Source organism: Salinicoccus luteus DSM 17002 (genome assembly GCF_000712035.1).
Lineage (GTDB): Bacteria > Bacillota > Bacilli > Staphylococcales > Salinicoccaceae > Salinicoccus > Salinicoccus luteus.
The window spans coordinates 1-25,037 of record NZ_JONV01000013.1; the positions used below are offsets into that span (position 1 = coordinate 1).

Here is a 25,037-nt window from a genome sequence, read left to right on the forward strand (position 1 = left end):
GTGGAGACTAGCGGGATCGAACCGCTGACCTCCTGCGTGCAAAGCAGGCGCTCTCCCAGCTGAGCTAAGCCCCCATCATGTAAATATGGAATATAAGAGTCGGGAAGACAGGATTCGAACCTGCGACCCCTTGGTCCCAAACCAAGTGCTCTACCAAGCTGAGCTACTTCCCGTCAGTTACTGACGCGCCCGAGAGGAGTCGAACCCCTAACCTTTTGATCCGTAGTCAAACGCTCTATCCAATTGAGCTACGGGCGCATGAAACAAAAAAATAAAACGGCATGACCGCTTAAAAAATAATGGAGCGGAAGACGGGATTCGAACCCGCGACCCCCACCTTGGCAAGGTGGTGTTCTACCACTGAACTACTTCCGCTTAGTATTATGAAATTGAATATATGATGCGGGTGAAGGGACTCGAACCCCCACGCCGTTAAAGGCACTAGATCCTGATTCTAGCGCGTCTGCCAATTCCGCCACACCCGCATATATGAAATAGAGAGGAGTTTATCCTCCGATGTTTCCGTCGTCCGTCAACTGGAGTATGACTTTTTGTAAATCAGATGGTGCCGGCCAGAGGAATCGAACCCCCAACCTACTGATTACAAGTCAGTTGCTCTGCCAATTGAGCTAGACCGGCTGAATCATTAAGTTTTAAATGGTGGAGAATGACGGGTTCGAACCGCCGACCCTCTGCTTGTAAGGCAGATGCTCTCCCAGCTGAGCTAATTCTCCTGAAAGATGCGCTGTCCTGATTACGACTGTTTCATAATATCCTATATCAGCCGTCCGCGTCAACATTTTAAATCATTTTAATAGGGAAATAATACACCCAAATGGATATTTGGGCGTATTATTATATTTTTTCATTATTTTTGTCTCATATAAGGGAAGAGCAGCACATCGCGGATGGAAGCTGAATCCGTCAACAGCATCACGAGGCGGTCGATGCCGATGCCGAGTCCGCCTGTTGGTGGCATACCGTATTCAAGCGACTCGAGGAAATCCTCATCCATTTCATGCGCTTCATCATTGCCCGCTTCCTTTTCAGCAACCTGTGCTTCAAAACGCTTCCTTTGGTCGATCGGGTCATTGAGCTCCGTAAATGCATTTGCGTGCTCCCGGCCGACGATGAACAATTCAAAACGATCCGTGAAGCGGGGATCTTCCGGATTCTGCTTCGCCAATGGTGAAATTTCAATCGGGTGGCCGTACACGAATGTCGGCTGAACCAGCGTCTCCTCCACCTTCTGCTCGAAGAATTCATTCAGGATATGACCATACTTCATCGTATCCTGCACGTCGATGCCGTGCTCCTTCGCCAACTGATGTGCTTCTTCATCGGATGACACTTCATAGAAGTCCACACCTGTCTGCTCCTTAATCGCATCCACAATATGCACGCGTTTCCACCTCGGTGTCAAGTCAATCTGCTCCCCGCCATATTCGACGACCATTGTTCCATTGACATGCTCGGCAATATGGGCGATCATCTCTTCCGTCAGATCCATGATGTCATGGAAGTCCGCATACGCTTCATACAATTCTATCATCGTGAATTCAGGGTTATGGCGCGTGGATATACCCTCGTTTCTGAATACACGTCCGATTTCATATACTTTCTCAAGTCCGCCGACGATAAGGCGCTTCAGATGGAGTTCGATCGCAATACGCATGAAGAGTTCCATATCGAGTGCATTATGGTGTGTTACGAATGGACGGGCCTGTGCACCGCCTGCGATGGTGTGCATCATCGGCGTTTCTACTTCAAGGAACCCGCGCTGATTCAGATAGTTGCGCATTTCCTGGATGATTCTGCTGCGTTTGATAAACGTGTCTTTGGAGTCCTCGCTTGTAATCAGGTCAAGATAGCGTTTGCGATAGCGCTCCTCAACGTCCTTCAGGCCGTGATACTTGTCCGGTAGCGGACGCAATGCTTTCGTCAGCAGAGTGAATTCCTGCGCTTTGACGGAGAGCTCCCCGGTATTCGTCTTGAACATGACACCTTTGACTCCGACGATGTCCCCAAGATCCGCCTGCTTCCAGATATCGAATGCCGCTTCCCCGACCTGGTCCTTCCGCACGTAGATCTGGATCTGGCCGTTGATGTCCTGGATGTGGGCGAATCCGGCTTTGCCCTTGCCGCGCTTTGTCATCAGGCGTCCTGCAATGACCGTTACGGATTCCTCCTCCTTCTCTGCAAGTTCTTCTTTGGAAAATGCATCCCATTCCTCTTTAAGTACATCGGTGTATGCTGTACGTTCGAACTTTTCACCGAAAGGATCGATGCCAAGATCGATGAGCTGCTGCATTTTTTCTCTTCTGACGGTTATCTGATCATTTATTTCTTCACTCACTGATTTTCTCTCCTATACTATCATTTCATTTTGTGGTTCCGTTTGTTCAGCAACAAAATTGTCTATTGCGCATACAGCTGCCTCTCTCGTCTCCGCCCGGTTGATCGCCTTGCGCACATTGCCATTTCCCTTTATGCCTTTCAGGTACCAGGAGGCATGCTTGCGCATCTCCATGACCGCAATCTTTTCACCTTTGAGCTCGATCAGGCGGTCCATATGGAGCTTGAGGATCTTCATCTTCTCTTCGAGGCCGGGCTCACCGACCAGTTCACCCGTTTCAAGATAGTGCACCGTCCTATAGATCATCCATGGGTTGCCGAGTGCTTCCCTTCCGATCATCACGGCATCCACACCAGTCTCCTCAAGCATTTTCTGGGCAAGTTCCGGAGATGTGACGTCGCCATTGCCGATGACCGGAATGCTGACGGCCTCCTTGACCTGGCGGATGATATCCCAATCCGCTTCACCTTCATACATCTGCTCGCGTGTGCGGCCATGCATACTGATGGCGGCGGCACCCGCCTTCTCGGCCATTCTGGCATTTTCCACTGCATAGATATGATCACTGTCCCAGCCGATGCGCATCTTCACCGTCACGGGCTTTGATACATTCTCGACCACTGCACTGACCATATCGTAGATCTTATCCGGATCAAGCAGCCAGCGGGCGCCGGCTTCACATCTGATGATCTTGGAGACTGGACATCCCATGTTGATGTCGATGATGTCGGCCGTGGTGTTCTGGTCGACATATCTGGCCGCTTCGACAAGCGTATCCTTTTCCCCACCGGATATCTGCAGCGACATCGGGCGTTCATTTTCATCTATATACAGCATCTTCATCGTCTTTTCGTTGCCGAACAGGAGCGCCTTGTCGCTGATCATCTCTGCACATACGAGTCCGGCTCCAAACTCCTTGACTGTCAGCCGGAAAGCGGCGTTGCACACGCCTGCCATCGGCGCGAGGACGACTCTGTTTTCTATTTCCACATCACCGATCCTAAACATTCGTTTCACCCGCTTCAAGCGCTCTCCTCATCGCTTCTATCGTTTTCCCTGTGCCCGGGTGTACGACATCACCGGCAATTTCAGCCAGTGGTTCAAGGACGAAGCTGCGCTTGTGCATTTCCGCATGGGGGATGTTCAATTCATCCAGGGAGAGTTCAAGGTCCTCATAGAGCAGTATGTCTATATCGATTGTGCGCGGTCCCCACACTTCCTTTCTAACCCGTCCCAGGTCATGCTCGACCGACAGGACGACTTCAAGAAGGTCCAAAGGGGATATCCGTGTCTCAATCATCAGGCACATGTTCATGAAATCCGGCTGGTCGGTTTTCCCATAGGGCTCTGTTTCAAGGATGGAGGAGCGTCTGACAACTTCTATCGCTTCATGGTCATCAAGTTTTTGTATGGCGGACTCCAGGTTCGCCCTGCGGTCCCCCATATTGCTTCCAAGTCCCAAATATACAACAGCCATTAATCTTCCCGCTTTCTATTCAATGTAATGCTGACATTATCATAGTTGCCCTCTATCGGAGGGTTCATTTTGGTGATGGTCACTTCCGTCCCTACTATTTTATCATATTGGTCAAACAGTGCCTGCGACACCTTCTCTGCAAGATGTTCGATCAGGTTCACGGGTTCACCTTTGATGATTTCCTCTATCATCTGATAGGCTTCGCCATAATGGACGGTCTCTGTCAGGTCGTCTGTTGTCGAGGCCGGGGCGAGGTCGAGATGCATCACGACATCCGTGATGAAGAACTGTCCCAGCGTGCGTTCCGCATCGAATACGCCATGATATGCATACGTCTTTATGCCATTGATTCTGATGTTATCCATCCAGATCCTCCTTGAGCTTCATATAGGCATCCGCAATCTTCCTGTTCAGCGCCACATTGTGCACGCGCACCGCTCTGACACCCTTATCGATGCCGTATATCGTCGTTGCAGCGGTTGCCTCATCACGCTCCGATGCCTGTGTATCCTCTCCGGCGAGCGCTTTTATCATGCGCTTGCGGCTTGTTGCCAGAAGAATCGGGTAGCCTGTTGCCACAAGTTCTTCCAGACGGCGCATCACTGTGAGCTCCTCGGTGCGTGTCTTGACAAAGCCGATGCCCGGATCGAGCCAGATCTTATCCGCCTTCACACCATGCGCTTTCGCCAGGTTGACGGAAGCCGTCAGTTCTTCGATCATGTCCCGTACAACGTCCCCGTAGCGGCCGTGGGTGTTATTATGCATCAGAAAAATAGGCACATCATATTCACTGGCAACATCGAGTATCGTTTCGTCGTAGGTGCCGCGCCACTGGTCATTGATCATTGTTGCGCCTGCCTCGATTGCTGCCCGTGCCACATTTCCACGGAAAGTGTCGATGGATATATCCACACCGAGGTTCCTGATCGCTTCGATGACAGGAACCACCCGGCCGCTCTCCTCTTCTGCGCTGATTTCAGTATGGCCTGGACGGGTGGAATAGCCGCCGACATCTATGATGTCCACGCCCTCCTCCACCATCTGCCGGGCCCTCCCGACAGCATCCTCCACAGCGTGGTACTTGCCGCCGTCACTGAATGAATCCGGGGTGACATTCAGGATGCCCATAATCTGAAGTCGTTTCATACTATCATCCTCTATTCCACAATAATAGACATATTATAACATGTATGGCTGATGAAATATAATGGCTTCCGGGGAAAATAAAATACCATACCCCCAAGGGATATGGTATTCAAGATGACTGTTATCAGTCTTCGAAATTGAAGAGCGGCGTGGAGAGGTATCTCTCGCCATTGGACGGCAGCACAGTGATTACGCTCTTGCCTTTTCCAAGCTTCTTCGCTACTTCAAGGCTTGCCAGCACTGCTGCACCGGAAGAGATGCCGCCGAGTATGCCTTCCTTGGCCGCAAGTTCGCGTGCCCATTCCATCGCTTCCTCATTGCCGATCTGGATGACTTCATCGTAGATTTCGGTATTCAGCGTCTTCGGCACAAAACCGGCGCCAAGACCCTGGAGCTTATGCGGTCCCGGATCCCCACCACTCAGTACTGGTGAATCCTTCGGTTCCACTGCATAGATCGTAAGATCCGGATATGCCTCCTTCAACACCTTGCCGGCGCCTGAAATGGTACCGCCTGTTCCAATGCCTGAAACGAATCCGGCAACATCAAGACCTTCCGTCTGTTCGACCAGTTCACGGCCTGTCGTCTTCTCGTGGATCTCAGGGTTTGCCATGTTCTCGAACTGCTGCGGCATGAAGTAGCCATGCTTTTCAACAAGTTCTTCCGCCTTTTTGATGGCACCCTTCATGCCTTCGGCACCTGGTGTAAGAATGAGTTCTGCACCGTATGCCTTGAGCAGGTTGCGTCTTTCCTTACTCATCGTATCCGGCATGACCAGGATTGTCTTGTACCCTCTACTTGCTGCGACCATCGCAAGGCCGATGCCCGTATTTCCGCTCGTCGGTTCGATGATTGTCGTATCTTCGTTCAATACGCCTTCTTCCTCGGCGCGTTCTATCATGGAGAGCGCGATACGGTCCTTGACCGAGCTTCCAGGATTCATGAATTCCAGCTTCACGTAAATATCGGCCATGCTGTCGTCTGTCAGATTATTAAGCTTCACAAGTGGCGTGTTGCCGATGACTTCTGTAATGCTATTATAAAGTTTACTCATAACAATCTCCCTTTTATCCATACTTTTTCACTATGGATAACATACCATTTTTTGCTTCCCAAATCAATTTTAATGCGTGATGAGCTCCTGAAGTTCTTCCTTTTCAATCCATACTTTGTTGCGGCAGAAGTGGCAGTCCGCTTCAGCGCCGCCATCCTCTTTGATCATGGCGACGATTTCGGAAGGATCCAGGGAGGCGATCGCATTGATGAACCGCTCCTTCGAACAGCTGCATTCGAACTCTACCGGCATTTCATCCAGCACCCTCCAATTCTCCTGTCCAATCGCTTCGTCAATGATCTCCTGCGGTGACAGCCCCTGGTCGATCAGCTTGGACACGGGCGTCATTTCTTTTGCCCGTTCGTCCAGAAATGCCATCGTTTCATCACTTGCTCCAGGCATCACCTGGATGATGAAGCCGCCGGAAGCCTTGATTGTATTGTCAGGGTTGACCAGAACGCCAAGCGCCACGATGGAAGGAATCTGCTCACTGGCGTAGAAGTAGTAGGAGAAATCCTCTCCGATTTCACCGGAGACGATCTCCGTGGAGCCCGTAAAGTGCTCCTTCAATCCTATATCTTTGGCAACATTCACAAATCCGTCCGTGCCTACAGCACGGCGCACATCGAGCTTCCCGGCATCATTGAGCGGGAAGTGCACCTGCGGATTCCCGAGATAGCCGCGGACCTTGCCTTTTGCGTTGCTGTCGACGACGATGGCGCCGATTGGTCCGCCCCCCTGGACGGTTACCGTCACCTTCTCCTCATTCTTGAGCATGGCGCCCATCATAAGCCCCGCTGTCATCGTACGTCCGAGTGCCGCTGCAGCAGTCGGATAGGCACCATGCCTTTCTACTGCTTCATTTACTGTATCTGTAGTGTCTACAGAAAAAATACGAATTTCATCATTCATTCCAATCCCTCTGATCAGGTGGTCCATTGGAATTCCTCCTTATAAATCACCAAAAGTCGCCCGGAGGCGACTTGGCATTAGTTTCTTCGGTTATCTTCTTCCCACTTCTGTGCCTTTTCCCTCTGCCTGTCTGCAAAAGGATTTTCCTCAGTGTTGCGCTCCTGTGGGTATTCCCTCTGTTCAACCGGCTGCTCTCTGCGTTGTTCATCGTAGCGGGAAGTTTCTTCCTCTTCAACCGCATCACGTGATTCCGCTTCGTCTGAACGGTCGCTCAGGCCTTCTTTGACATCTTCATAGGATGGTCCGATCTTGTCATCTTCCGCATGGCTGTCATCATAATTGCGTTCCGGCAACTTGCCATGGTAGAAGAGCCCTTCGATCTGTTCACGATCCAATGTTTCTTCAACAAGCAGTGTTTCTGCTATGAGGGTGAGCTGCTCCTGATGTTCCATCAATATCTCACGGCAGCGTTCATACTGCGTTTTGACGATATGCTGCATCTCCTGGTCGATTTCATAGGCGATCCGGTCGGAATAGTTTGCGTCCGACTGCATGTCTTTCCCCAGGAATACCTGGCCGTTCGACTCTCCGAACTGGAGCGGTCCGAGTTTGTCGCTCATACCGTATTCAGTCACCATGCTGCGTGCGATGCCTGTAGACCTCTGGAAGTCGTTGTGCGCCCCTGTGGACACTTCACCAAAGTTGATCTCCTCGGAGACACGGCCACCAAGCAATCCGACAATCTTGTCTTCGAGCTCGGGCTTCGTCATGAAGTAGCGGTCCTCCTTCGGAAGCATCACTGCATAGCCGCCTGCCTGGCCGCGGGGCACGATTGTGACCTTGTGGACCATATCGGCATCATCAAGCACCATGCCGATGACCGTGTGTCCAGCTTCGTGGAATGCAACGATATTCCGTTCCTTCTCGGATATGACACGGCTCTTCTTCGCCGGTCCGGCGATTACCCTGTCTGTCGCTTCATCAACATCACGCATATCAATCTTGCTCTTATTCTGCCTTGCAGCAACGAGTGCCGCTTCATTCAGCAGGTTTTCAAGGTCTGCCCCCGAGAAGCCTGGTGTTCTTGCAGCAAGGGCTGCCAAATCCACCGTATCATCGAAAGGCTTGCCTTTGGAGTGTACTCTGAGCACTGCTTCGCGCCCTTTGACATCCGGACGGCCGACAGGAATCTGCCTGTCGAAACGGCCTGGACGGAGCAATGCCGGGTCGAGGATATCCGGTCTGTTCGTTGCTGCAATCATGATGATGCCTTCGTTCTCACCGAAGCCATCCATTTCAACGAGCAGCTGGTTCAGTGTCTGTTCACGTTCGTCATGACCGCCGCCGACGCCTGCACCACGCTGGCGTCCCACTGCATCGATTTCATCGATGAAGATGATGCATGGTGCGTTCTTCTTGGCATTCTCGAACAGGTCACGTACACGGGATGCACCGACCCCGACGAACATTTCTACGAAGTCGGAACCACTGATGGAGAAGAAAGGCACGCCTGCTTCTCCGGCCACCGCTTTTGCAATCAGTGTCTTACCTGTACCCGGCGGGCCGACGAGCAGCACACCTTTCGGGATCTTCGCACCGATGCGGTCGAAACGGCGTGGATCCTTCAGGAAGTCCACCACTTCGATAAGTTCCTGCTTTTCTTCATCTGCGCCCGCAACATCCTCGAAGCGGACCTTCTTCTTGCTCTGGTCATAGAGCTTCGCTTTGCTCTTGCCGAAGTTCATTACGCGGCCGCCACCGCCACCGCCGCCTTGCGCCTGACTCATCAGGAACAAGAAGAGGAAGAGGATGAGGAGCAGCGGAATGAACGTAAACAGCATGCTCGTCCAAGGACTCTGCTCTTCGGCAGGTTCAATTGTAAAGTTCAAGTCTTCCTGGGCTCTTGCTGTTTCAAGAATCTGATCCAGGTCCTGAGTGCTGTTGTACGGAATCACAGAGGTGAACGATTCCTGCTCATTCTGGCCGGATAGGCGGCCTTCAATGAGATATACGTTCTGCTCTGGCTGAATCGTGAGTTCTTCTATATTACCGGCATCCAGTTCTTCAAGGAATTCTCCATACTGGAGTTCCTCCTCAAGTGCTGAATCGCCATTGAAACTTTGAAATATACCAAACATTATGACTGATAATATCAATATCAGTACTATGTTACGGCCTACATTCTTAGGCATCCGTAAACCTCCATTTCTAGTACGACTAAAAGAAATAATACCATGATTTCACACTATTATTCCACTGTTTTGACTTACTGGTAAAGCTCAGGTTTCAATAGTCCGATATATGGCAGGTTACGATATTTTTCATCAAAATCCAGGCCATAACCGACGACGAAGCCATCAGGTATTTCCGTCCCTACATATTTCACGTCGACATCGAGCTTTCTGTTGATCGGCTTGTCCAGCAATGTCACTATTTCCAATGATGCTGCGTTTCTGTATTCAATCAGATCGATGATCGAATTCAATGTTGTGCCCGTCTCTATGATGTCCTCCACCACAATAACATGCCGGCCGTCCACAGAATTGGACAGATCCTTGAGGATTTTGACCTCGCCGGAGGATCTCGTTCCTACATAGCTGGAGACATCCATGAAATCTATTTCCAGATGCGTATCTATGTACTTGATCAGATCGCCCATGAACATGATGGATCCCTTGAGCAGGCCGACCAGTATCGGTGTCTTTCCCTCATAGTCTTCAGTAATCCGCTTGCCGAGCCGTTCTGCTATGTTCTGAATTTCCTCTTCAGATAGTACAACTTCGCTTATATCATTTCTCAGGCTCATCCGTAAACTCCTTTTCAATAAGTAATCGGCTGTTCTTTTCCTTGTTACCCATTATATTATAAATTTCACCCAGTGCAATAATTTGGTGGTCCGAATCCAGGATGACCGGCAATTTTTCCCGCTCCTCCCTCGGAATTTTCCCGTCGATGAAAATGCGGGAAAGCTTCTTGGTCCCTGTACCGGGTATCTTCATGCGGTCTCCGGCTTTCTTCGTCCGCACCGTGAGTGGATATTGGTCTGCTGCGAGCCTGGTGGTGATCCTGTACCCGTTGAAGGCATAACTGCCATCCCTCTCAATCCGCAGGATACCCACATTTTCATCCTTACCCTGTTTTCTGGTGATGTGATCATATGATATGACTATCCTTGCCTTGCCGGCCTCAAACGAAGCATTTGCCGTGTCCGAGGCGATGACCGCCATTATTTCTTCGATGTACCGGCGCCTCAGCTCCACTCCCCCGGCCTTCAGCCAGGTCTGCATGATGTAGAGCCTGATGATGTGCTTCTCGGCGTTGAAGGCGTGCCGCGGGAGGGTCTTCGACCGCCCTTCCAGAAAAGCCTCCGCTTTGGCTTTCAGGATCTCATCAATGTCAGCCATATCATCGCGCAGACGGATCAGATGGCTTTCCTGCAGGTTTACACTCTCTTTGATGGGAGGCATGAGGCGGTGCCGGATATAATTCCTTGTATAGTCGGTGCGGCTGTTTGTTTCGTCTTCGAAATAGACGATGCCATGATGCCGAGCGTACGCAGCGATGTCTTCCCGCGATACACCAATCAATGGGCGGACGACCCTGTAGGTCTCCATATCCCGTTCAGCTGGGATTCCCATCGCACCCGGGAGATGACGTCCGGAAAGGAGGGAGTGGAGAATGGTTTCATACTGATCATCCAGATGATGGGCCGTGAGCAGTATGGTGGCACCATGCCTCTTCATCATGGTGTCGAAAAACTGGTAACGGGCTTCTCTTGCACGTTCCTGGCTGAATGCATCCGATGGTATGTCCAAAGTCGTCATCTCGCATATATGACCGTACTGCTGTGCCATCTTCATTATGTATTCCGCCTCTTCAATCGAAGCTGTCCGCTGTCCATGGTTCACATGGAGAAGGATCAGCTGTCCGGAGGCGTATGCCTGTGTTGTCCTGAGTACATGATACAGCACCATCGAGTCCATCCCACCCGATATTGCAAGGGCGATCGTTTCATCCTGTTTCCATGGCCTGAAGAGCTCCATACTCTCACCCTTCTCAAAATAAAATAAGACGATTACTGGAATCGTCTATATGCCTATTTATTTTTTGCCTCTTCCACCACGACGTGATTCGGTCTGTCTCTTGATTGTAGACATACGGTCTTCGCTGTCTTTCAGGAAGCTTGAAAGTTTCTTTTCGAAGTCTTCAGGAGACGGATCCTTGCGTGGTTTCGGCTTAGGTTTTGGATCTTTGGCTTTTTTGATGGACAGACTGATTTTGCCGTCATCACCAACGGATAGGACCTTCACTTCAACTTCTTCGCCTACACTAAGGTGCTCATTGATATCCTCTACATACTGATCTGCAACCTCACTGATGTGAACGAGTCCTGTCTTACCTCCCGGCAATTGGACAAATGCACCGAAATTCTTTATACCCGTGACTTTCCCTTTTACTTTACTGCCCACTTCAACTGACATGTTAATATATTATCCTCCCAATTATCATTTAATCTTCTTCCATCATATCATTAAAAAGAAAAATAATCATTACATTATTGTAATGATTATTCCCCATCTTCCTCTTTTTCCGCTTCCTCCAGATTGGAGAGGTTGAAGACGATCTCCCCCTCTTCCGAAAGGAAGAATTCACTGCGTGCTATACGTGTAATATAGTCATCATCATTCAGCTGCCTGATCTGCTGTTCCAGATCCTCTGCTTCGGTTTTGCGTTCGTCGAGCACTACCTGGGCCTGGACCAGCTCTTCATGTATCAGCTGATTCTGGTTCTTCTGGTTAAAGGCAATGATGAGAAGAATTCCGACCACCAGCAGCAGCATGCTGCCGAATAGCAGGGTCCGCCTCTTTGCCACACGATTTTCATCCTGTTTCGTTTTCTTTTCTTTTTCACGTTTTCTAGTGTAATTGTTAATGACTTTAACAACTTTACTCACGGCACCACACCCTCAATTTGTCCGTTGTCTACCTTTAAAATACACTATAAACGTGCTGTTTGCTAGAGAAAACTGGAATCCTTTTCAATTTTCTGTTCTTTTATTATACGGTACATGCGGTCGGCGTCTTCCTTTTTCGCATGCGCCCCAAGCTGCACCACTTCCAGCGTGACGATTTTCCTGCCAAATTCTATCTCGACGATGTCCCCGACAGAAAGGTCCGTTCCTGCTTTTGCCGCTCTGTCATTGACCTTCACCCGGCCTTCATCGCTGATTTCCTTGGCGAGTGTACGCCTTTTGATCACCCTGGATACTTTCAGGAATTTATCAAGTCTCATCCCTGTCCCCTCCTTCTTTTAGAATATCTTCCAGCGCACGTTCATGATGGATCGTCTCCTTCATCCATTCCAATACAATTTCACCGTATGCCTTCTCGTACTTCACCTTCTCCTTCTTGCCTTCTTTCGCCTTCGCCTCGGACCATACCCGGCTCAGGTCATCAAGCGATTCCACCGATGCTTCACCGAACACATGCGGGTGGCGTCTGACGACTTTGGCATTCAGGCTGTCCAGCACATCGTAGAAGTCGAAGTATCCGTTCTTCTTGCCTATGGCACTATGGAGGGCAACTTGAAGGAGGATGTCTCCAAGCTCCTCGACGATTGCATCATCATCCTGCCTCTCAATCGCTTCAATCAATTCATACGACTCTTCAATCAGATGGCGTTCAATCGATTCATGCGTCTGCACCTTATCCCACGGACACCCCTCTTCACTGACAAGTATATCAAATATTTCCGTCATATGATGGATGTCACGCTGTGCCATGCTGCTGTCCTCGACACGGGGGATGTAGAGGCAGAGGAGGTTGCTCTGTACGTCCAGGTGATCGATCTCATGAAGCGCCATGCTGTGGATCTGTTCTTCAGCACTGCCCGCAGCGTCCACGATCTTCACTCCGGTCTCTGCCGGATAATAGTCCAAGAGGGAGATTTTGGCCTCCCCGAGGCTGTACTGGTCATAGACCTGTGTAATCAGCGTATGCTGACGGTAGTCCAGCTCTCCTGCTTTGAAACTCGTCCCATCCAGCACCTGGAACCCTTCGTTGACAGGGATTTTGAGCGTGGTGATGACCGCGTCGATGAAGCTATGGCCGCCGGATATTGCCAGTGCCACTTCCCCATTCCTCTCCCGCTCGATCAGAAGTTCCGTCGTCGTTTCATAGAAGAGGGGATGCCCCGGTACCGCATAGAGCACATCCCCCTGCTCCGCTTCTTCCATGAGCGCTGCCACTATGGCCTCATAGGTGGATTCGAAAGTCCCATGCTGTTCATACATGTGGTCGAAATCAACCAGTTCCACTCCAAGCTCAGCCAGAGCCGAAACCGCCGGATGATCCTTCGTCCGCAGGTGGATGCGGCCGGCATTTTCCAGGCGGCGCCATATACCGAGCGGCATCTGATCAAGGTCTGAGCTTCCGAGGCCGATTATTTCTATTTTCTTCATACTGCTTCCTCCATTCTGCTATCCTGCACTGCCTCCAATATGTCGACAAGCTGGGACACATCCCGGCTGCGGATCGTGATCCTCATCTCCCCGTCCTGCACGGATATGTTCATGATGCGTCCATACTCCTGCGTATCCATGAACAGTTTCTCACCGTCAATCTGGCCGGTCGCCTGCTTTGAGACATGAAGATAGAAATTGCGCTTATCCTCTTTGACATGATAGATGCCGAACATCAGTGCATGGACCTTGATCCGTACGAGCTGCAGCAGACGCTCCACTTCCACCGGATATTCACCGAATCGGTCCAGAAGTTCATCTTCGATATCACGCACTGCTTCTATCGACTCCGCCTTCCTCAGCCGTTTGTAGATGTCAATCTTGGATTGCTCATGGGAGATATAGGAGGCCGGGATATAGGCATCCAGCGTCACATCGATCGGTATGTTGACCGGTTCCGGTTCCGGCTCCTCACCCTGCTTCTCCTTGACTGCCGTCTCCAGCATTTCGGAATAGAGTTCGTAGCCGACCGAATCGATGAACCCGGACTGGTGTTTCCCAAGCAGGTTGCCTGCGCCGCGGATGTTCAGGTCGCGCATCGCAATTTTGAAGCCACTGCCGAGCTCCGTATATTCCTTGATCGCTTCAAGCCTTTTTTCAGCCACTTCGGTCAGCACCTTATCAGGCTGATGGAAGAGATAGGCATAACTGATGCGGTTGCTCCGCCCTACACGGCCGCGCAGCTGATAGAGCTGGCTCAGTCCGAAGCGGTCGGCATCCTCGATGATCAGGGTATTTGCATTCGGGACATCGACACCCGTCTCGATGATTGTTGTGGTGACGAGGACATCATACTCGCCATTGACGAAAGCCATCATCGTCTCCTCCACTTCCTTTTCATTCATCTTGGCATGCATGACACCCACTTCTGCATCAGGCACCATGGCTTCAACGTGCGCCTTTTTCTGATAGATCGTGTCCACACGGTTATGCAGGTAGAATACCTGGCCGTCGCGTGCGAGCTCCCGCTCTATCGCCTCCCGCACAAAATCCGCCTGGTATTCGAGCACATACGTCTGGACCGGGAAACGGTTCTCTGGGGGCGTTTCGATGACGGAAAGGTCCCTTACCCCAGAGAGGCTCATATGCAGCGTCCTTGGAATCGGCGTTGCAGTCAGCGTCAGCACGTCCACATTGGTCCTCAGCTGTTTGATCTTCTCCTTGTGACGGACACCGAAGCGCTGCTCCTCATCGACGACAAGCAGCCCAAGGTCCTTGAACTGGACATCCTTCCCGAGGATCTTATGCGTACCGACCACGATATCGACGGTCCCCTTCTTCAGACCCTCCTTCGTCTTCTTCAGCTGTCCCGGAGTCCGGAAACGGCTCATCATATCCACATTGACCGGGAAATCTTCGATGCGCTCAATGATATTTTCGTAATGCTGGGCTGCGAGTATGGTCGTCGGCACAAGGAAAGCCACCTGTTTGCCATCCTGCACCGCCTTGAAGGCTGCACGTATCGCGACTTCCGTCTTGCCGTAGCCGACATCCCCACAAAGCAGCCGGTCCATCGGACGCAGGGATTCCATGTCCTTTTTGATTTCATTGATGGAAGCCACCTGGTCGGGCGTCGGTTCATAAGGGAAGCGTTCTTCGAAGGAGGACTGCATATCCGTATCGTCGGAAAAAGAAAATCCTTCAGCCTGGCTCCTTTCCTGATACAGCTTGATGAGCTCTTCGGCAATTTCATTCACATTGGCTTCGACCTTCGCCTTCGTCTTCTTCCATTCCGTGCCACCGAGCTTGTGCATCTTCGGCTGACCGTCATCACTGGCGATATATTTCTGCACGAGGTCCATCTGGTCAACCGGGATATACAGCTGGTCGGTACCTTTATACTGCAGTTTCATATAGTCATTATGGATGCCGCCGACCTCAAGCGTCTCGATGCCGAGGTAGCGCCCCACTCCGTGGTGGACATGCACCACATAATCGCCGACATTCAATTCCTGGTATGACTTGATCTTTTCGGCATTGGAGATCTTCTTCGCCCGCTTCTTCTTGCGGGCGGTCTTGTTGTACAGTTCCTTGGAACCGAGTACAGCCACCTTCATGAAGGGCAGTATAAAACCTTTGGACAGTGTGCCCTGGGTCAGAACGATGCCCGAATCGGTTGGAATCTCTTCGATGTAGCTCGGTATCTTCAGGTCCTCAAGCAACTGGTGTGTCTTGTCGATTTCATCCTCATCACGGAGGACGATGTTGATCATGTAGCCATCATTCAGCATCCTTTTGAGGTTTGATGCGAGTATGTCGTACTGCCCATAATAGATTTCAGTCGGCCGCACCGAAATTTTGACGATGTGCCCCATTTCCACAGGCATGCTTTTCGTAAAGAGGGTGAAATAGGTGCTGCCACGGAGGGAGAGCAGGCGTTCATACTGGCCTTCCAGGAAATTTCCGCCTCCCCTGAACATCCGCCCCGCTTCCACCATCGATTCATAGTAGCTGCTGACCGAATTGAATTCCGATTCATAGGCTGCTGCCATATTCTTCACTTCGTCGATGATGACGCGGTGCCCCTCACTGATGTAGTCGAGTATGGAGATGCCGCGGTCAGTAAGCAGCCTGCTGTAGTGGACGAGATGGTTGAATGTCTGGTCCGGATGCGTGACGGTATCATAGTACTCATCCAATGCTTCCATGCCCGCCTGGTCGAGTTTCTCCCGTGTCTCATGGTAGAGGCCCTCTATTTTTTCAAGCAGCTGCTCGCGTTCCCCCCGTTCAATGATATATTCTGCGTGCGGTTCCATTGTAATGGAACTGATGTTTTCAATTGAACGCTGGGTTTCCGGATCGATGGACCTGAGCGAATCGACTTCATCATCAAACAGTTCAATCCTTACAAGCTGTTCCGACATGTAGATGTCGATGATGTCACCCCGTACTGCGAAGTCACCGAAGTGGACGGCCTGGTTCATCCTTCTGTAGCCGAGGCTCACCAGGTCCTCGATGAACTGGTCGTAATCGAGTATGCTCCCGACTTCAATCGTCTTTTCATAGCTGAGCAGCTTCTCTTTTGGCATCACCGGCTTCAGCAGCGCATGTACAGGTACGACAAATAGCCCCGGCTCCCCGTGGGCCAGAGCAAAAAGGCTGCTCATCCGCGACTTCATAAACTCCGGACTCTGCTTGGCATGATTTTCTATCATGATGTCACCGACCGGGAAAGTATGGACATTATCCATCATATCCATCAACGGATTTGCCAACTTTTCCATCTGGTGGTTGTTCTGGACGAACAGTACAATCGGACGGTCTTCCGCCTGTACCAGTTCATACAGCAATGCCGGTTTGAAGTCATCGTTGATGCCAGTGACCATCATATTCAATGCGTCCTTGTGTCCGGCGACTTCAAGGAAGCGTTCATCGTTCTGGATTTTTTGAGATACTTTATCATTCATCTACATCACCATTATATTCCGTCATCACTTCTTCGAATGGCTCCGTTAAAAATGCAGCCGCTGCCTCGGAAGTGCGTGTGATGACCTTTTCTATCAGAGGCTGCTCACTTTTGGGGAACCTGGCAAGAACATAGCCGGGTATGGATGCACCAGGGGCAGGACGGTCGATGCCGATTCTGATCCGTTTGTACTTTTCAGTCCCCAGATGCTGGTTGAGCGACTTGATGCCATTGTGGCCACCGCCACTCCCCTTCTTTCTGAGTCTCAATCTGCCGACAGGCAGATCGAGATCATCATACAGCACCAGAATATCTTCGACATCCACCTTGTAGTAGTCGAGGAGCGGACGCACACCTTCGCCACTCAGATTCATGAAGGTCTGGGGTTTGACGAGCATCACCTTCTCGCCCTTATGGTAGCCGACGCCGATAAGACATTTGAATTTCTTATTCCCCATTTCGATTCCGAGCGTATCAGCCATACGGTCCACGGCCATGAAGCCGATATTGTGCCTTGTGTTGTCATACTTTTTCCCTGGATTTCCAAGTCCAATCACGCATTTCATTTCCATCACCTCATACAACGTTAAAAAAGGCGATGGGAAATCCACCGCCGTGATCATGCATAATATTACTCTTCGTCTTTGTTCTCTTCTTCGGAAGCTTCTTCAGAGTCTTCTGATGCTTCTTCAGAGTCTTCGCCTTCAACCTCTTCGCCCTCTTCGCCTTCTTCAGGCTCCTCTTTCTGAGGTGGAACGACTGTAACGACCGCTTCTTCATCTTCGTTCTCGATTGTGAAGTTGCCTTTGGAGCGAAGATCGGAAACGTAGAGCGTATCTCCGATTTCCATATCCTCTACATTGACTTCAAGGGATTCCGGTATATTGTCCGGTGTTGCCGTAACGGAAACTTCGAAGATAGGGTGCTCGAGCACGCCGCCTTCTTTAACGCCCGCAGCCTCTCCGACGACTTCGATGGCTACATCTACTGTCACTTCGGACTTCATGTTGATTGCTACGAAGTCGATGTGTGTAATCTGGTTTTTAAGGGAATCGAACTGGTACTCAGTTACCATCACCTTTACCGGTTTGCCGTCGACATCGAGGTCGATGACGCCGTTACGTCCAACTTCGCGGATTACTTTGATGAATTCATTTTCATCTACGGCTACAGGAGTGTTCTCCACCTGATAACCATATAGAATTGCAGGAATCTTTCCTGTCGTGCGCAGTTCAGTTACTTCTGAGCGCTTTGTCTTGCCTTCTCTATTCGTTGTGGCCAAATTTGCCATGGTATAGTTCCACCTTTCATTTACAGACAGTTTTCAATATGTCTTTTAACACATAGCCATGCATAATAATAGCATATTACCCGGGGCTTTGTAAAAAAAACATGTTATTTTTCAATTAATTATCAAAGAGTATGCTTACGGACTCTTCCTCATAGACGCGGACGATTGCCTGGGCCATCAGTTCACCGACCGAGAGTTCCGTAATCTTGTCGCTTTTCTTCTCTTCAGGCAGCTGGATGGAGTTGGTGACGACCAGTTCCTTGATGACCGATTCCTCGATTCTGGAAATCGCCGGTCCTGACAGTACAGGGTGGGTACAGCATGCATAGACTTCTTTGGCGCCTTTGTCCAGCAGGGCCTGTGCTGCAAGTTTCATTGTCCCGCCGGTATCGATGATGTCATCGATGATGATTGCAGTACGCCCCTCGATTTCTCCAACGATGTTCATGACTTCCGCCACGTTCGGTTTCGGGCGCCTCTTGTCGATGATTGCAATCGGAGTCTTCAGACGATCCGCCATCTTGCGTGCACGGGTTACCCCGCCATGGTCCGGAGAGACGACGACGACTTCGTCGAAATTGAGGTCCTTGTTCTCCATGAAATAGTCGCTCAGGATCGGCACTCCCATAAGATGGTCGATCGGAATGTCGAAGAAGCCCTGAAGCTGCGGTGCGTGGAGATCCAGGGAGATGACACGGTCGGCACCTGCAGTTTCAATCAGGTTGGCAACGAGCTTTGCAGTAATCGGCTCACGGGAACGGCTCTTTCTATCCTGGCGTGCATAGCCATAGTATGGCATCACGATGTTGATCGTTGCTGCAGAAGCACGCTTCAATGCATCGATCATGATCAGCAGTTCCATCAGATGCTCATTGACCGGCTGGCTTGTGGACTGGACCACAAACACGTCGCATCCGCGGACACTTTCTTCTATATTGATCTGGACCTCTTCATCGGAAAAACGGTTGACCTGGCATTTCCCCAGTGGAATTCCGATATGATCGGCAATTTCTTCTGCGAGCGGTTCGTTTGCCTTCAAGGAAAAAAGACGTAGATTTGAGTTCTTATACTGATTGCTAGAAGCTAACATGTTCATCCTCCATTAATTATCTTTTTTATAATATCCATCTTTTGTCGTCTGCCTGTTTCTAGCAATAGCAAGGCTGTCTTCAGGCACTTCGTCTGTAATTGTCGATCCTGCTGCTATGAAGGAGCGGTCTCCGATGCTGACCGGGGCAACCAGGTTTGAATTGCAGCCGATGAATGCATCCTGTCCGATTTCCGTCCTGTACTTGTTCTTGCCGTCATAGTTCACGGTGATGGTACCACAGCCAATATTGGCACGCGCACCGATGGAAGCATCCCCGATGTAGCTCAGGTGCGATACTTTGGACGCGTTATCAAGCTTGGACTTCTTCACTTCGACGAAGTTTCCAATCTTCACTTCTTCCCCAAGCTCCGACTGGGGTCTCAATTGGGCGAATGGTCCAACCTTCGTGCCTCTTCCCACCTTCGACTCAGTGACGACGGACTGCCTGATCTCCGCTTCGTCCCCAATGATGGAATCCTTGATTTCAGAACCGGATGAGATGACAGCATTTTTGCCGATCTTCGTTTTGCCACGAATGATGGCGCCCGGATGAATGACTGTATCGACGCCGATTTCGACTTCCGCATCGATATATGTCGCCTCCGGATGAATCAATGTTACGCCATTCTGCATATGTAGCGTATTGATACGTTTTCTCAGGATTGCTTCGGCGTTTGCAAGGGCGACTTTGTCATTGATGCCGAGCGTCTCTTCGAAATCAGGTGTCACGTAGGCTTCTACACGCGCACCCCTGTCGCGCATGATGGAGATGACATCCGGAAGATAGTATTCATTCTGGGCATTATCGTTATCCACTTTCTCAAGTGCTTCGAACAGTGTACGGTTATCGAAGATGAAAGTTCCGGAACTCACTTCTTTTATTTCCCGTTCAGCGTCAGCAGCATCCTTCTCTTCCACAATGCGTTTGACAGAGCCGTTCTCCTTCCTGATGATCCGCCCATAACCGAATGGTGTCTGGGTGCGGGAAGACAGGATGGTTGCCTTGGAACCGGTTTTTAGGTGATAGTCCATGAACGCCTGCATCGTCGTTTCGCTGATGAGCGGCGTGTCACCGCACACGACCATTGTATGTCCGTCCTTATCCTGAAGCGTGTCCTGCCATTGGCGCACTGCATGCGCAGTACCGAGCTGCTCTTCCTGGATCGTCTTATGGATACTCTCCCCCAGGTAGTTGCTCACTGTCTCGGAACCATGCCCAAGGACAGCATAAATTTCTGAAATGCCTGCTTCCCTCAAATTGCCAATGACATGCTGAATCATTGGTGTGCCACATACTTCATGCAGCACCTTGTACTTTTCAGACCGCATCCGTGTGCCTTTTCCAGCTGCCAAGATAATTGCTCTTGTTTGCATAGTGTCCCTCCATTTTATAACTATCCTAATTATATTTTAGTGAAGAAGGAGTTTCAAGGTATAAGAGAATATAATCACAAGCTTCTCCTCATAAAAAACCCGCAAAGCCTGCGCTTCACGGGTGAATGCTACTTGTCCTCTTCAATTTCAAGTTCGCCTTGCTTCGGTGCATCCCTGTGATGTGCTTCATCACGCGCCGCAGCGTCCTGGGATGGGTCTTCGATTGTTTCTGCCGTCTCGGTTGCAGCACCATCCTGGGACCCTTGCTGTTCCCCGGATTCTTGTGGTTCGGGATCTTCCGTCTCATCATAGACGCGCATGACCTCTTCCTGTACATGCTGCCGCATGTCGGAATGGATTGGGTGCGCGATATCACGAAACTCCCCATCCGGCGTCCTCTTACTTGGCATGGCGACGAATAGTCCATTATTCCCTTCAATGACCCGAAGGTCATGGATTACAAATGCATCTTCAAAAGTAATGGATACGAGTGCTTTCATTCTGGTGTCTTGGTTGTTCACTTTCCGCAGTCTTACATCTGTTATTTTCATCGTTTGTTCCCCCAATAATAGTTATTGTTGGATCGAATGTGTACTGCTTCAGCCACCCAGATTATTCGTTCGCTTCAGATGCGACAACTTCTATTTCCACCTTCACATCCTTCGGCAAACGACTGACCTCTACACATGATCTTGCTGGTAGTTTACCCGAAAAGTAGCTGCCATAAACTTCATTGATCAGTGGGAAGTCATTCATATCGCTGATGAAAATTGTGGTCTTCACCACATTTTCATAGCCGAGCCCTGCTGCCTCCAGCACATGGCCGACATTCACCATCACCTGCTTCGTCTGTTCCTGGACATCCGCAGAGACGATCTCCCCTTCGAGATTGAGCGGAATCTGACCTGAGGAATAGAACATCTGGCCGACTTTCATTCCATGGCTGTATGGGCCGAGTGCTTCCGGTGCTTTTGAAGAATTGATGGGTTCCATTGTTTAAAACTCCTTTGACTGTGAATTGGATGCTTTGTTTCTTCTTTCAATATACTCCAAACAGTTGCCTTCTTCTACCAGGAAGGACTGGTTGAACTCGTCGATCTCAGATACCTTCAGCAGTGAAGTGTAGTCGGTGAAGCGTCTGTTCTCCACCTGCTTTGCTTCTACAAGCACACTGACGCCGACCACTTCCGCAGAGAATTCCTCCATCAGATTGATGACGCCTGAAATCGAGCCGCCTGCCCGAAGGAAGTCGTCCACGACCAGCACTTTCGAACCTTCCTTCAATGTCCTTTTGGACAGGACCATCGTTTCTATCTTCCGTGTAGACCCTGAGACATAATTGACGGAGACTGTGGAGCCTTCGGTCACTTTATTATCTTTCCGTATGACTGCCACAGGTACATTCAGCTTTCTTGCAACGGCGTTCGCCAGGGAAATCCCCTTCGTCGCCACCGTCACGACGGCATCAATCGTCTCATCACCATACATTGTCGCAATCAGCTCGCCGATATCGCTCATCAGATGGGGATTGCCCATAATGTCCGACATGTACAGATAGCCTCCCGGGAGCAGCCGGTCCTTCATCTTCAATATCTCCATGAAGCGGCCGACGGTCTCCCGTGCACGCACATCACTGATTCTGGGCTGGAAGGTCACGCCGCCGCCTGCACCGGCCGTCGTCTGCACTGTACCAATCCCCTCGTTCTCAAAAACATCTTTGAGAATGCGTATATCCTCACTGATGGAAGACTTTGCCTGTGTGAACTTGTTGACAAAATAAGTGAGTGGAATCAGCTGGTTCGGATGCGATGTGAGGTGCTGGGTCATAAAGACCAGACGTTCACTGCGTTTGAATTTCATAAGATAACTCCTAATACCGTATTTAATATAGTGATGTTACCATAAAAGTTCGGTTTTCGGCAATCACCCAAGCAATCTCACTTTATAAACTTCGTTACAGCAGCCCTTTATTGCATTATAGAGGTGGGTCGCCTGCCTCTCCTTATGTGCAAATCCGAAAACTGTCGGCCCACTTCCGCTCATCATAGCACCGTCTGCGCCATTGCCAAGCATCGTATCGATCAGTTTTCTGACATCCGGGTACTTCTTCATCGTCACTTCCTGCAGGTCATTCTTCAGGACCTGCATCATCAATGGGTAGTCCCTGTTCCCTATCGCTTCGACCATCTTCGGAGAAGCCGGTGCATTCCTGCCTGGCTGCAGAGCCTGATAGATTGTCTTTGTCGAGACATTCACCCTAGGTTTTGCCAGCACTACCCAGGCATTCGGCGGTTTGGGCAGATGCTCTATCTTCTCCCCTCTTCCTGAGGCCAGAGCCGTTCCCCCATACACGCAGAAGGGAATATCCGATCCGAGCTCGCCGGACAGTTCAGCGAGCGTATCGATATCAAGTTCCAGGTTGTACAGGGCATTAATGCCCCTGAATGTCGCAGCAGCATCAGCAGATCCACCGGCGAGTCCGGCAGCAATCGGTATGTTCTTCTCTATTGAAATGGTCACCCCACTGGTGATGCCATATGTATCCAGCATGAGCTCCGCCGCCTGATAGGCCAGGTTGCGCCGGTCCGATGGAACATACTGGTGTTCAGTTTCAATGACTATTTTCCTGTCAGTCCTTTTCTCAAAGGAGAGCTGATCGTTCAAGTCGACGGTGGTCATCACCATATTTACTTCATGATATCCATCGTCCCTTTTATACAGTGTATCCAGAGTCAGGTTGATCTTGGCTGGTGCTGTTTCAAAATGCATGCTTTCACTTCCATTATACGGTCATTTTTGTATCAGTTTATCATAAATCCACTAGATACAATATGACTTTGGGGCATCTATTTCTCCTCATCACTCATACGCTTTCTGAAAGCCCACATGACATAGAGAAAGCTCACAATTGTCCAGGCCAACAGAATGAGCAATGGCACCGCTGTTTCTTCCCCATGCAGGGAAATATTTTGATACAGTGGAAGGTAGTCGGTTAGCCGTCTGATGAAATGGTCCGAATCCGGTACGACCGTCTCGATCATTGGTGTGAAACCGAATATGAACATTATCGGCAGCAGATAGACTGAGGTTGTAGCCACACTATCAACGGTCAGCCCGACGGCTATGCCGACGTTGAGGAAAAATAGTGCCAACAGAATCAGACCTCCAATCGAAGCAATCGACCACTCAAATGCCACATCCATGATGAGGAAGGATATTATGAGCGAAACGGCAGTCATCAGAACAACGACGAGGCTCTTGCCGGCCAATATATCCAGCATCGATGCTGGTGACTGCATCAGCCCTCTCAATGTATTCTTTTCATTTTCCTCAGCCATCATGGTCATGATGCCGCTGCATAATATCGCCGAAAACGCGACGCCGACAATAAGATATACAAGCATTGCGGGCAGGGCCTCTTCTCCCCCTCCCATCCTCGAGTACATGAATGCCAGAATAATAGGGAGCAGTATTGTCGTGAAAAGCATTGCGTTTCTCGTGAACTCTTTCAGATCCTTTTCAAATATTGCCATGATTCTTCCTGTATTCATATTAGACAAGCTCCTTTCCGGTTACTTTTTTGAATACTTCGCCCAATGTTGGATAGTCGCTTTCTATATTGACGGCTTCCGGATCGAATAGGGCAGTTTCCAGCTGTGTTCTATTTTCTTTGGATCTCTGTATATGTCTGGTCGTTCCATTTTTATACGTTATATGCATCTCATTGGTCTTGTAGGCTTGCCTGAGCGACTCCGGAGAACCCATTTCGGTGACTGTTCCATTGTTCAGAAAAGCAACAGTATCGCAAAGCGCTGTCGCCTCGTCCATATTATGCGTCGTCAGCATGATTGTTGTGCCTTGTGCCTTGATTTTAAGAAGCATGGCATGAATGCTCTCTGTCGTGGCAGGATCAAGGGCACTTGTCGGTTCATCAAGGAAGAGCACTTCCGGTTCATGAAGGACCGCCTTGCACAGCAGTATGCGCTGCTTCATACCTTTGGACAGATCCTTGACCCTCTTATTGATATGTTTTTCCAAACCTACATCTTTCAGCACCTGATCCACTTTCGTCTGCTCTGTATTGTATAGCTTTCTGAAAAGTGCCAAGTTGTCCTTTACAGTGAGGCGCTCATACAATGCGCTGTTGTCGGAAAGTATGCCCAACGACTTTACATATTGTGTACTATTGAATGATTCATGTGACTGGCCCAGCACTTCAACCCGGCCCTCCGAGGGTTCGAGTTCGCCTGTCAGTATTTTGATGGTAGTCGTCTTTCCAGACCCACTCGGTCCCAACAGACCAAACACTTCGCCTTTCGCGATTTCAATCGTCATACCTTTCAGCGCTTCTTCATTGCCAAAATGTTTCTTCACTTTTTCCAAGATGATTACTCTATCCATGATTCAACCT

24 protein-coding genes, 7 tRNA genes and 1 pseudogene are annotated in these 25,037 nt (G+C 50.1%); all 32 read right to left on the reverse strand.

Annotated features, from left to right (window positions below; all coding sequences use genetic code 11):
• Nucleotide 1: 1 nt before the first annotated feature.
• The 32 genes and pseudogenes from BO53_RS0109605 to BO53_RS0109760 all read right to left on the reverse strand — a co-directional run bounded on the left by BO53_RS0109605 (nt 2) and on the right by BO53_RS0109760 (nt 25,027).
• Nucleotides 2-74, reverse strand: a tRNA-Ala gene (locus BO53_RS0109605).
• Nucleotides 75-99: 25 nt separating this feature from the next.
• A tRNA-Pro gene (locus tag BO53_RS0109610) sits at nt 100-173 on the reverse strand.
• An 11-nt stretch (nt 174-184) separates the two neighbouring features.
• Nucleotides 185-258: transfer RNA gene (locus tag BO53_RS0109615), tRNA-Arg, on the reverse strand.
• 42 nt (nt 259-300) lie between these two features.
• Nucleotides 301-375 (reverse strand) — tRNA-Gly (locus BO53_RS0109620).
• A 26-nt stretch (nt 376-401) separates the two neighbouring features.
• A tRNA-Leu gene (locus BO53_RS0109625) sits at nt 402-485 on the reverse strand.
• Between the two features lie 78 nt (nt 486-563).
• Nucleotides 564-639: transfer RNA gene (locus tag BO53_RS0109630), tRNA-Thr, on the reverse strand.
• A 19-nt stretch (nt 640-658) separates the two neighbouring features.
• Nucleotides 659-734, reverse strand: a tRNA-Val gene (locus BO53_RS0109635).
• 134 nt (nt 735-868) lie between these two features.
• The gene (gene lysS / locus BO53_RS0109640) at nt 869-2,356 is read right to left on the reverse strand and encodes a lysine--tRNA ligase (RefSeq protein WP_031547664.1); all 1,488 of its coding nucleotides are present in this window, start codon (nt 2,354-2,356) and stop codon (nt 869-871) included.
• Nucleotides 2,357-2,368: 12 nt separating this feature from the next.
• Nucleotides 2,369-3,364, reverse strand: a complete 996-nt coding sequence (gene dusB, locus BO53_RS0109645) for a tRNA dihydrouridine synthase DusB (RefSeq protein ID WP_031547666.1) — start codon at nt 3,362-3,364, stop codon at nt 2,369-2,371.
• Entirely contained in the window at nt 3,357-3,833 is a 477-nt protein-coding gene (gene folK, locus BO53_RS0109650; RefSeq protein WP_031547669.1) for a 2-amino-4-hydroxy-6-hydroxymethyldihydropteridine diphosphokinase, read from the reverse strand. Before folK ends, dusB begins: the two co-directional genes overlap by 8 nt.
• Entirely contained in the window at nt 3,833-4,198 is a 366-nt protein-coding gene (folB, locus tag BO53_RS0109655) for a dihydroneopterin aldolase (protein ID WP_031547671.1), read from the reverse strand. The genes folK and folB overlap by 1 nt, the downstream gene beginning before the upstream one ends.
• The gene (gene folP / locus BO53_RS0109660; protein ID WP_031547673.1) at nt 4,191-4,979 is read right to left on the reverse strand and encodes a dihydropteroate synthase; all 789 of its coding nucleotides are present in this window, start codon (nt 4,977-4,979) and stop codon (nt 4,191-4,193) included. Before folP ends, folB begins: the two co-directional genes overlap by 8 nt.
• A gap of 124 nt (nt 4,980-5,103) precedes the next feature.
• On the reverse strand, nt 5,104-6,033 hold the full coding sequence (gene cysK, locus BO53_RS0109665) for a cysteine synthase A (RefSeq protein WP_031547674.1): 930 nt from the start codon (nt 6,031-6,033) through the stop codon (nt 5,104-5,106).
• Between the two features lie 69 nt (nt 6,034-6,102).
• A complete protein-coding gene (gene hslO / locus BO53_RS0109670) occupies nt 6,103-6,978 on the reverse strand; it encodes an Hsp33 family molecular chaperone HslO (protein WP_281174460.1) in 876 nt (291 codons plus the stop codon).
• 44 nt (nt 6,979-7,022) lie between these two features.
• Entirely contained in the window at nt 7,023-9,137 is a 2,115-nt protein-coding gene (gene ftsH / locus BO53_RS0109675) for an ATP-dependent zinc metalloprotease FtsH (protein WP_031547679.1), read from the reverse strand.
• A gap of 74 nt (nt 9,138-9,211) precedes the next feature.
• A complete protein-coding gene (gene hpt / locus BO53_RS0109680) occupies nt 9,212-9,745 on the reverse strand; it encodes a hypoxanthine phosphoribosyltransferase (protein ID WP_084185017.1) in 534 nt (177 codons plus the stop codon).
• Nucleotides 9,735-10,988, reverse strand: coding sequence for a tRNA lysidine(34) synthetase TilS (tilS, locus tag BO53_RS0109685; protein ID WP_031547684.1), 1,254 nt, complete (start codon nt 10,986-10,988; stop codon nt 9,735-9,737). The genes hpt and tilS overlap by 11 nt, the downstream gene beginning before the upstream one ends.
• A 57-nt stretch (nt 10,989-11,045) precedes the next feature.
• Nucleotides 11,046-11,426 (reverse strand): S1 domain-containing RNA-binding protein, encoded by a 381-nt coding sequence (locus BO53_RS0109690; RefSeq protein ID WP_031547686.1) that lies wholly within the window; start codon nt 11,424-11,426, stop codon nt 11,046-11,048.
• Nucleotides 11,427-11,512: 86 nt separating this feature from the next.
• On the reverse strand, nt 11,513-11,899 hold the full coding sequence (locus BO53_RS0109695; RefSeq protein ID WP_031547687.1) for a septum formation initiator family protein: 387 nt from the start codon (nt 11,897-11,899) through the stop codon (nt 11,513-11,515).
• A gap of 62 nt (nt 11,900-11,961) precedes the next feature.
• A complete protein-coding gene (locus BO53_RS0109700) occupies nt 11,962-12,237 on the reverse strand; it encodes an RNA-binding S4 domain-containing protein (RefSeq protein WP_031547689.1) in 276 nt (91 codons plus the stop codon).
• A complete protein-coding gene (locus BO53_RS0109705; RefSeq protein WP_031547691.1) occupies nt 12,227-13,405 on the reverse strand; it encodes a MazG nucleotide pyrophosphohydrolase domain-containing protein in 1,179 nt (392 codons plus the stop codon). The genes BO53_RS0109700 and BO53_RS0109705 overlap by 11 nt, the downstream gene beginning before the upstream one ends.
• Nucleotides 13,402-16,872, reverse strand: a complete 3,471-nt coding sequence (gene mfd / locus BO53_RS0109710) for a transcription-repair coupling factor (protein WP_031547693.1) — start codon at nt 16,870-16,872, stop codon at nt 13,402-13,404. The genes BO53_RS0109705 and mfd overlap by 4 nt, the downstream gene beginning before the upstream one ends.
• The gene (gene pth / locus BO53_RS0109715; RefSeq protein ID WP_031547695.1) at nt 16,865-17,437 is read right to left on the reverse strand and encodes an aminoacyl-tRNA hydrolase; all 573 of its coding nucleotides are present in this window, start codon (nt 17,435-17,437) and stop codon (nt 16,865-16,867) included. Before pth ends, mfd begins: the two co-directional genes overlap by 8 nt.
• A 65-nt stretch (nt 17,438-17,502) precedes the next feature.
• On the reverse strand, nt 17,503-18,162 hold the full coding sequence (locus BO53_RS0109720; protein WP_031547697.1) for a 50S ribosomal protein L25/general stress protein Ctc: 660 nt from the start codon (nt 18,160-18,162) through the stop codon (nt 17,503-17,505).
• Between the two features lie 115 nt (nt 18,163-18,277).
• Nucleotides 18,278-19,252 (reverse strand): ribose-phosphate diphosphokinase, encoded by a 975-nt coding sequence (locus BO53_RS0109725; protein ID WP_031547699.1) that lies wholly within the window; start codon nt 19,250-19,252, stop codon nt 18,278-18,280.
• Nucleotides 19,253-19,264: 12 nt separating this feature from the next.
• Entirely contained in the window at nt 19,265-20,626 is a 1,362-nt protein-coding gene (gene glmU, locus BO53_RS0109730; RefSeq protein ID WP_031547701.1) for a bifunctional UDP-N-acetylglucosamine diphosphorylase/glucosamine-1-phosphate N-acetyltransferase GlmU, read from the reverse strand.
• Between the two features lie 251 nt (nt 20,627-20,877).
• Nucleotides 20,878-21,177 (reverse strand): annotated as a pseudogene (gene spoVG, locus BO53_RS14140) (septation regulator SpoVG); the annotation flags it as partial.
• A 61-nt stretch (nt 21,178-21,238) separates the two neighbouring features.
• Complete coding sequence (locus BO53_RS0109740; protein WP_031547705.1) at nt 21,239-21,619, reverse strand: RidA family protein; 381 nt, start codon at nt 21,617-21,619, stop codon at nt 21,239-21,241.
• 3 nt (nt 21,620-21,622) lie between these two features.
• Nucleotides 21,623-22,486: a pur operon repressor gene (gene purR, locus BO53_RS0109745; RefSeq protein ID WP_031547707.1), complete on the reverse strand. Its 864-nt coding sequence runs from the start codon at nt 22,484-22,486 to the stop codon at nt 21,623-21,625.
• A 63-nt stretch (nt 22,487-22,549) separates the two neighbouring features.
• On the reverse strand, nt 22,550-23,395 hold the full coding sequence (gene ispE / locus BO53_RS0109750) for a 4-(cytidine 5'-diphospho)-2-C-methyl-D-erythritol kinase (RefSeq protein WP_031547709.1): 846 nt from the start codon (nt 23,393-23,395) through the stop codon (nt 22,550-22,552).
• Nucleotides 23,396-23,472: 77 nt separating this feature from the next.
• Nucleotides 23,473-24,177 carry an ABC transporter permease gene (locus tag BO53_RS0109755; protein WP_031547711.1) on the reverse strand — a complete coding sequence of 235 codons (705 nt, stop codon included), beginning with the start codon at nt 24,175-24,177 and terminating at the stop codon, nt 23,473-23,475.
• A gap of 1 nt (nt 24,178) precedes the next feature.
• Nucleotides 24,179-25,027 carry an ABC transporter ATP-binding protein gene (locus BO53_RS0109760; RefSeq protein ID WP_031547713.1) on the reverse strand — a complete coding sequence of 283 codons (849 nt, stop codon included), beginning with the start codon at nt 25,025-25,027 and terminating at the stop codon, nt 24,179-24,181.
• Between the last annotated feature and the right edge of the window lie 10 nt (nt 25,028-25,037).

Excerpts from the sequence above, each read along its gene's own strand:
- BO53_RS0109755 (WP_031547711.1), bottom strand. The coding sequence starts at position 24,177 with ATGAATACAGGAAGAATCATGGCAATATTTGAAAAGGATCTGAAAGAG.
- dusB (WP_031547666.1), bottom strand. The coding sequence starts at position 3,364 with ATGTTTAGGATCGGTGATGTGGAAATAGAAAACAGAGTCGTCCTCGCG.
- ftsH (WP_031547679.1), bottom strand. The coding sequence starts at position 9,137 with ATGCCTAAGAATGTAGGCCGTAACATAGTACTGATATTGATATTATCA.
- pth (WP_031547695.1), bottom strand. The coding sequence starts at position 17,437 with ATGAAATGCGTGATTGGACTTGGAAATCCAGGGAAAAAGTATGACAAC.
- ispE (WP_031547709.1), bottom strand. The coding sequence starts at position 23,395 with ATGCATTTTGAAACAGCACCAGCCAAGATCAACCTGACTCTGGATACA.
- BO53_RS0109740 (WP_031547705.1), bottom strand. The coding sequence starts at position 21,619 with ATGGAACCCATCAATTCTTCAAAAGCACCGGAAGCACTCGGCCCATAC.
- BO53_RS0109700 (WP_031547689.1), bottom strand. The coding sequence starts at position 12,237 with ATGAGACTTGATAAATTCCTGAAAGTATCCAGGGTGATCAAAAGGCGT.
- BO53_RS0109760 (WP_031547713.1), bottom strand. The coding sequence starts at position 25,027 with ATGGATAGAGTAATCATCTTGGAAAAAGTGAAGAAACATTTTGGCAAT.
- cysK (WP_031547674.1), bottom strand. The coding sequence starts at position 6,033 with ATGAGTAAACTTTATAATAGCATTACAGAAGTCATCGGCAACACGCCA.
- BO53_RS0109725 (WP_031547699.1), bottom strand. The coding sequence starts at position 19,252 with ATGTTAGCTTCTAGCAATCAGTATAAGAACTCAAATCTACGTCTTTTT.
- BO53_RS0109720 (WP_031547697.1), bottom strand. The coding sequence starts at position 18,162 with ATGGCAAATTTGGCCACAACGAATAGAGAAGGCAAGACAAAGCGCTCA.
- folP (WP_031547673.1), bottom strand. The coding sequence starts at position 4,979 with ATGAAACGACTTCAGATTATGGGCATCCTGAATGTCACCCCGGATTCA.
- glmU (WP_031547701.1), bottom strand. The coding sequence starts at position 20,626 with ATGCAAACAAGAGCAATTATCTTGGCAGCTGGAAAAGGCACACGGATG.
- folK (WP_031547669.1), bottom strand. The coding sequence starts at position 3,833 with ATGGCTGTTGTATATTTGGGACTTGGAAGCAATATGGGGGACCGCAGG.
- BO53_RS0109705 (WP_031547691.1), bottom strand. The coding sequence starts at position 13,405 with ATGAAGAAAATAGAAATAATCGGCCTCGGAAGCTCAGACCTTGATCAG.
- tilS (WP_031547684.1), bottom strand. The coding sequence starts at position 10,988 with ATGGAGCTCTTCAGGCCATGGAAACAGGATGAAACGATCGCCCTTGCA.
- mfd (WP_031547693.1), bottom strand. The coding sequence starts at position 16,872 with ATGAATGATAAAGTATCTCAAAAAATCCAGAACGATGAACGCTTCCTT.
- BO53_RS0109690 (WP_031547686.1), bottom strand. The coding sequence starts at position 11,426 with ATGTCAGTTGAAGTGGGCAGTAAAGTAAAAGGGAAAGTCACGGGTATA.
- purR (WP_031547707.1), bottom strand. The coding sequence starts at position 22,486 with ATGAAATTCAAACGCAGTGAACGTCTGGTCTTTATGACCCAGCACCTC.
- folB (WP_031547671.1), bottom strand. The coding sequence starts at position 4,198 with ATGGATAACATCAGAATCAATGGCATAAAGACGTATGCATATCATGGC.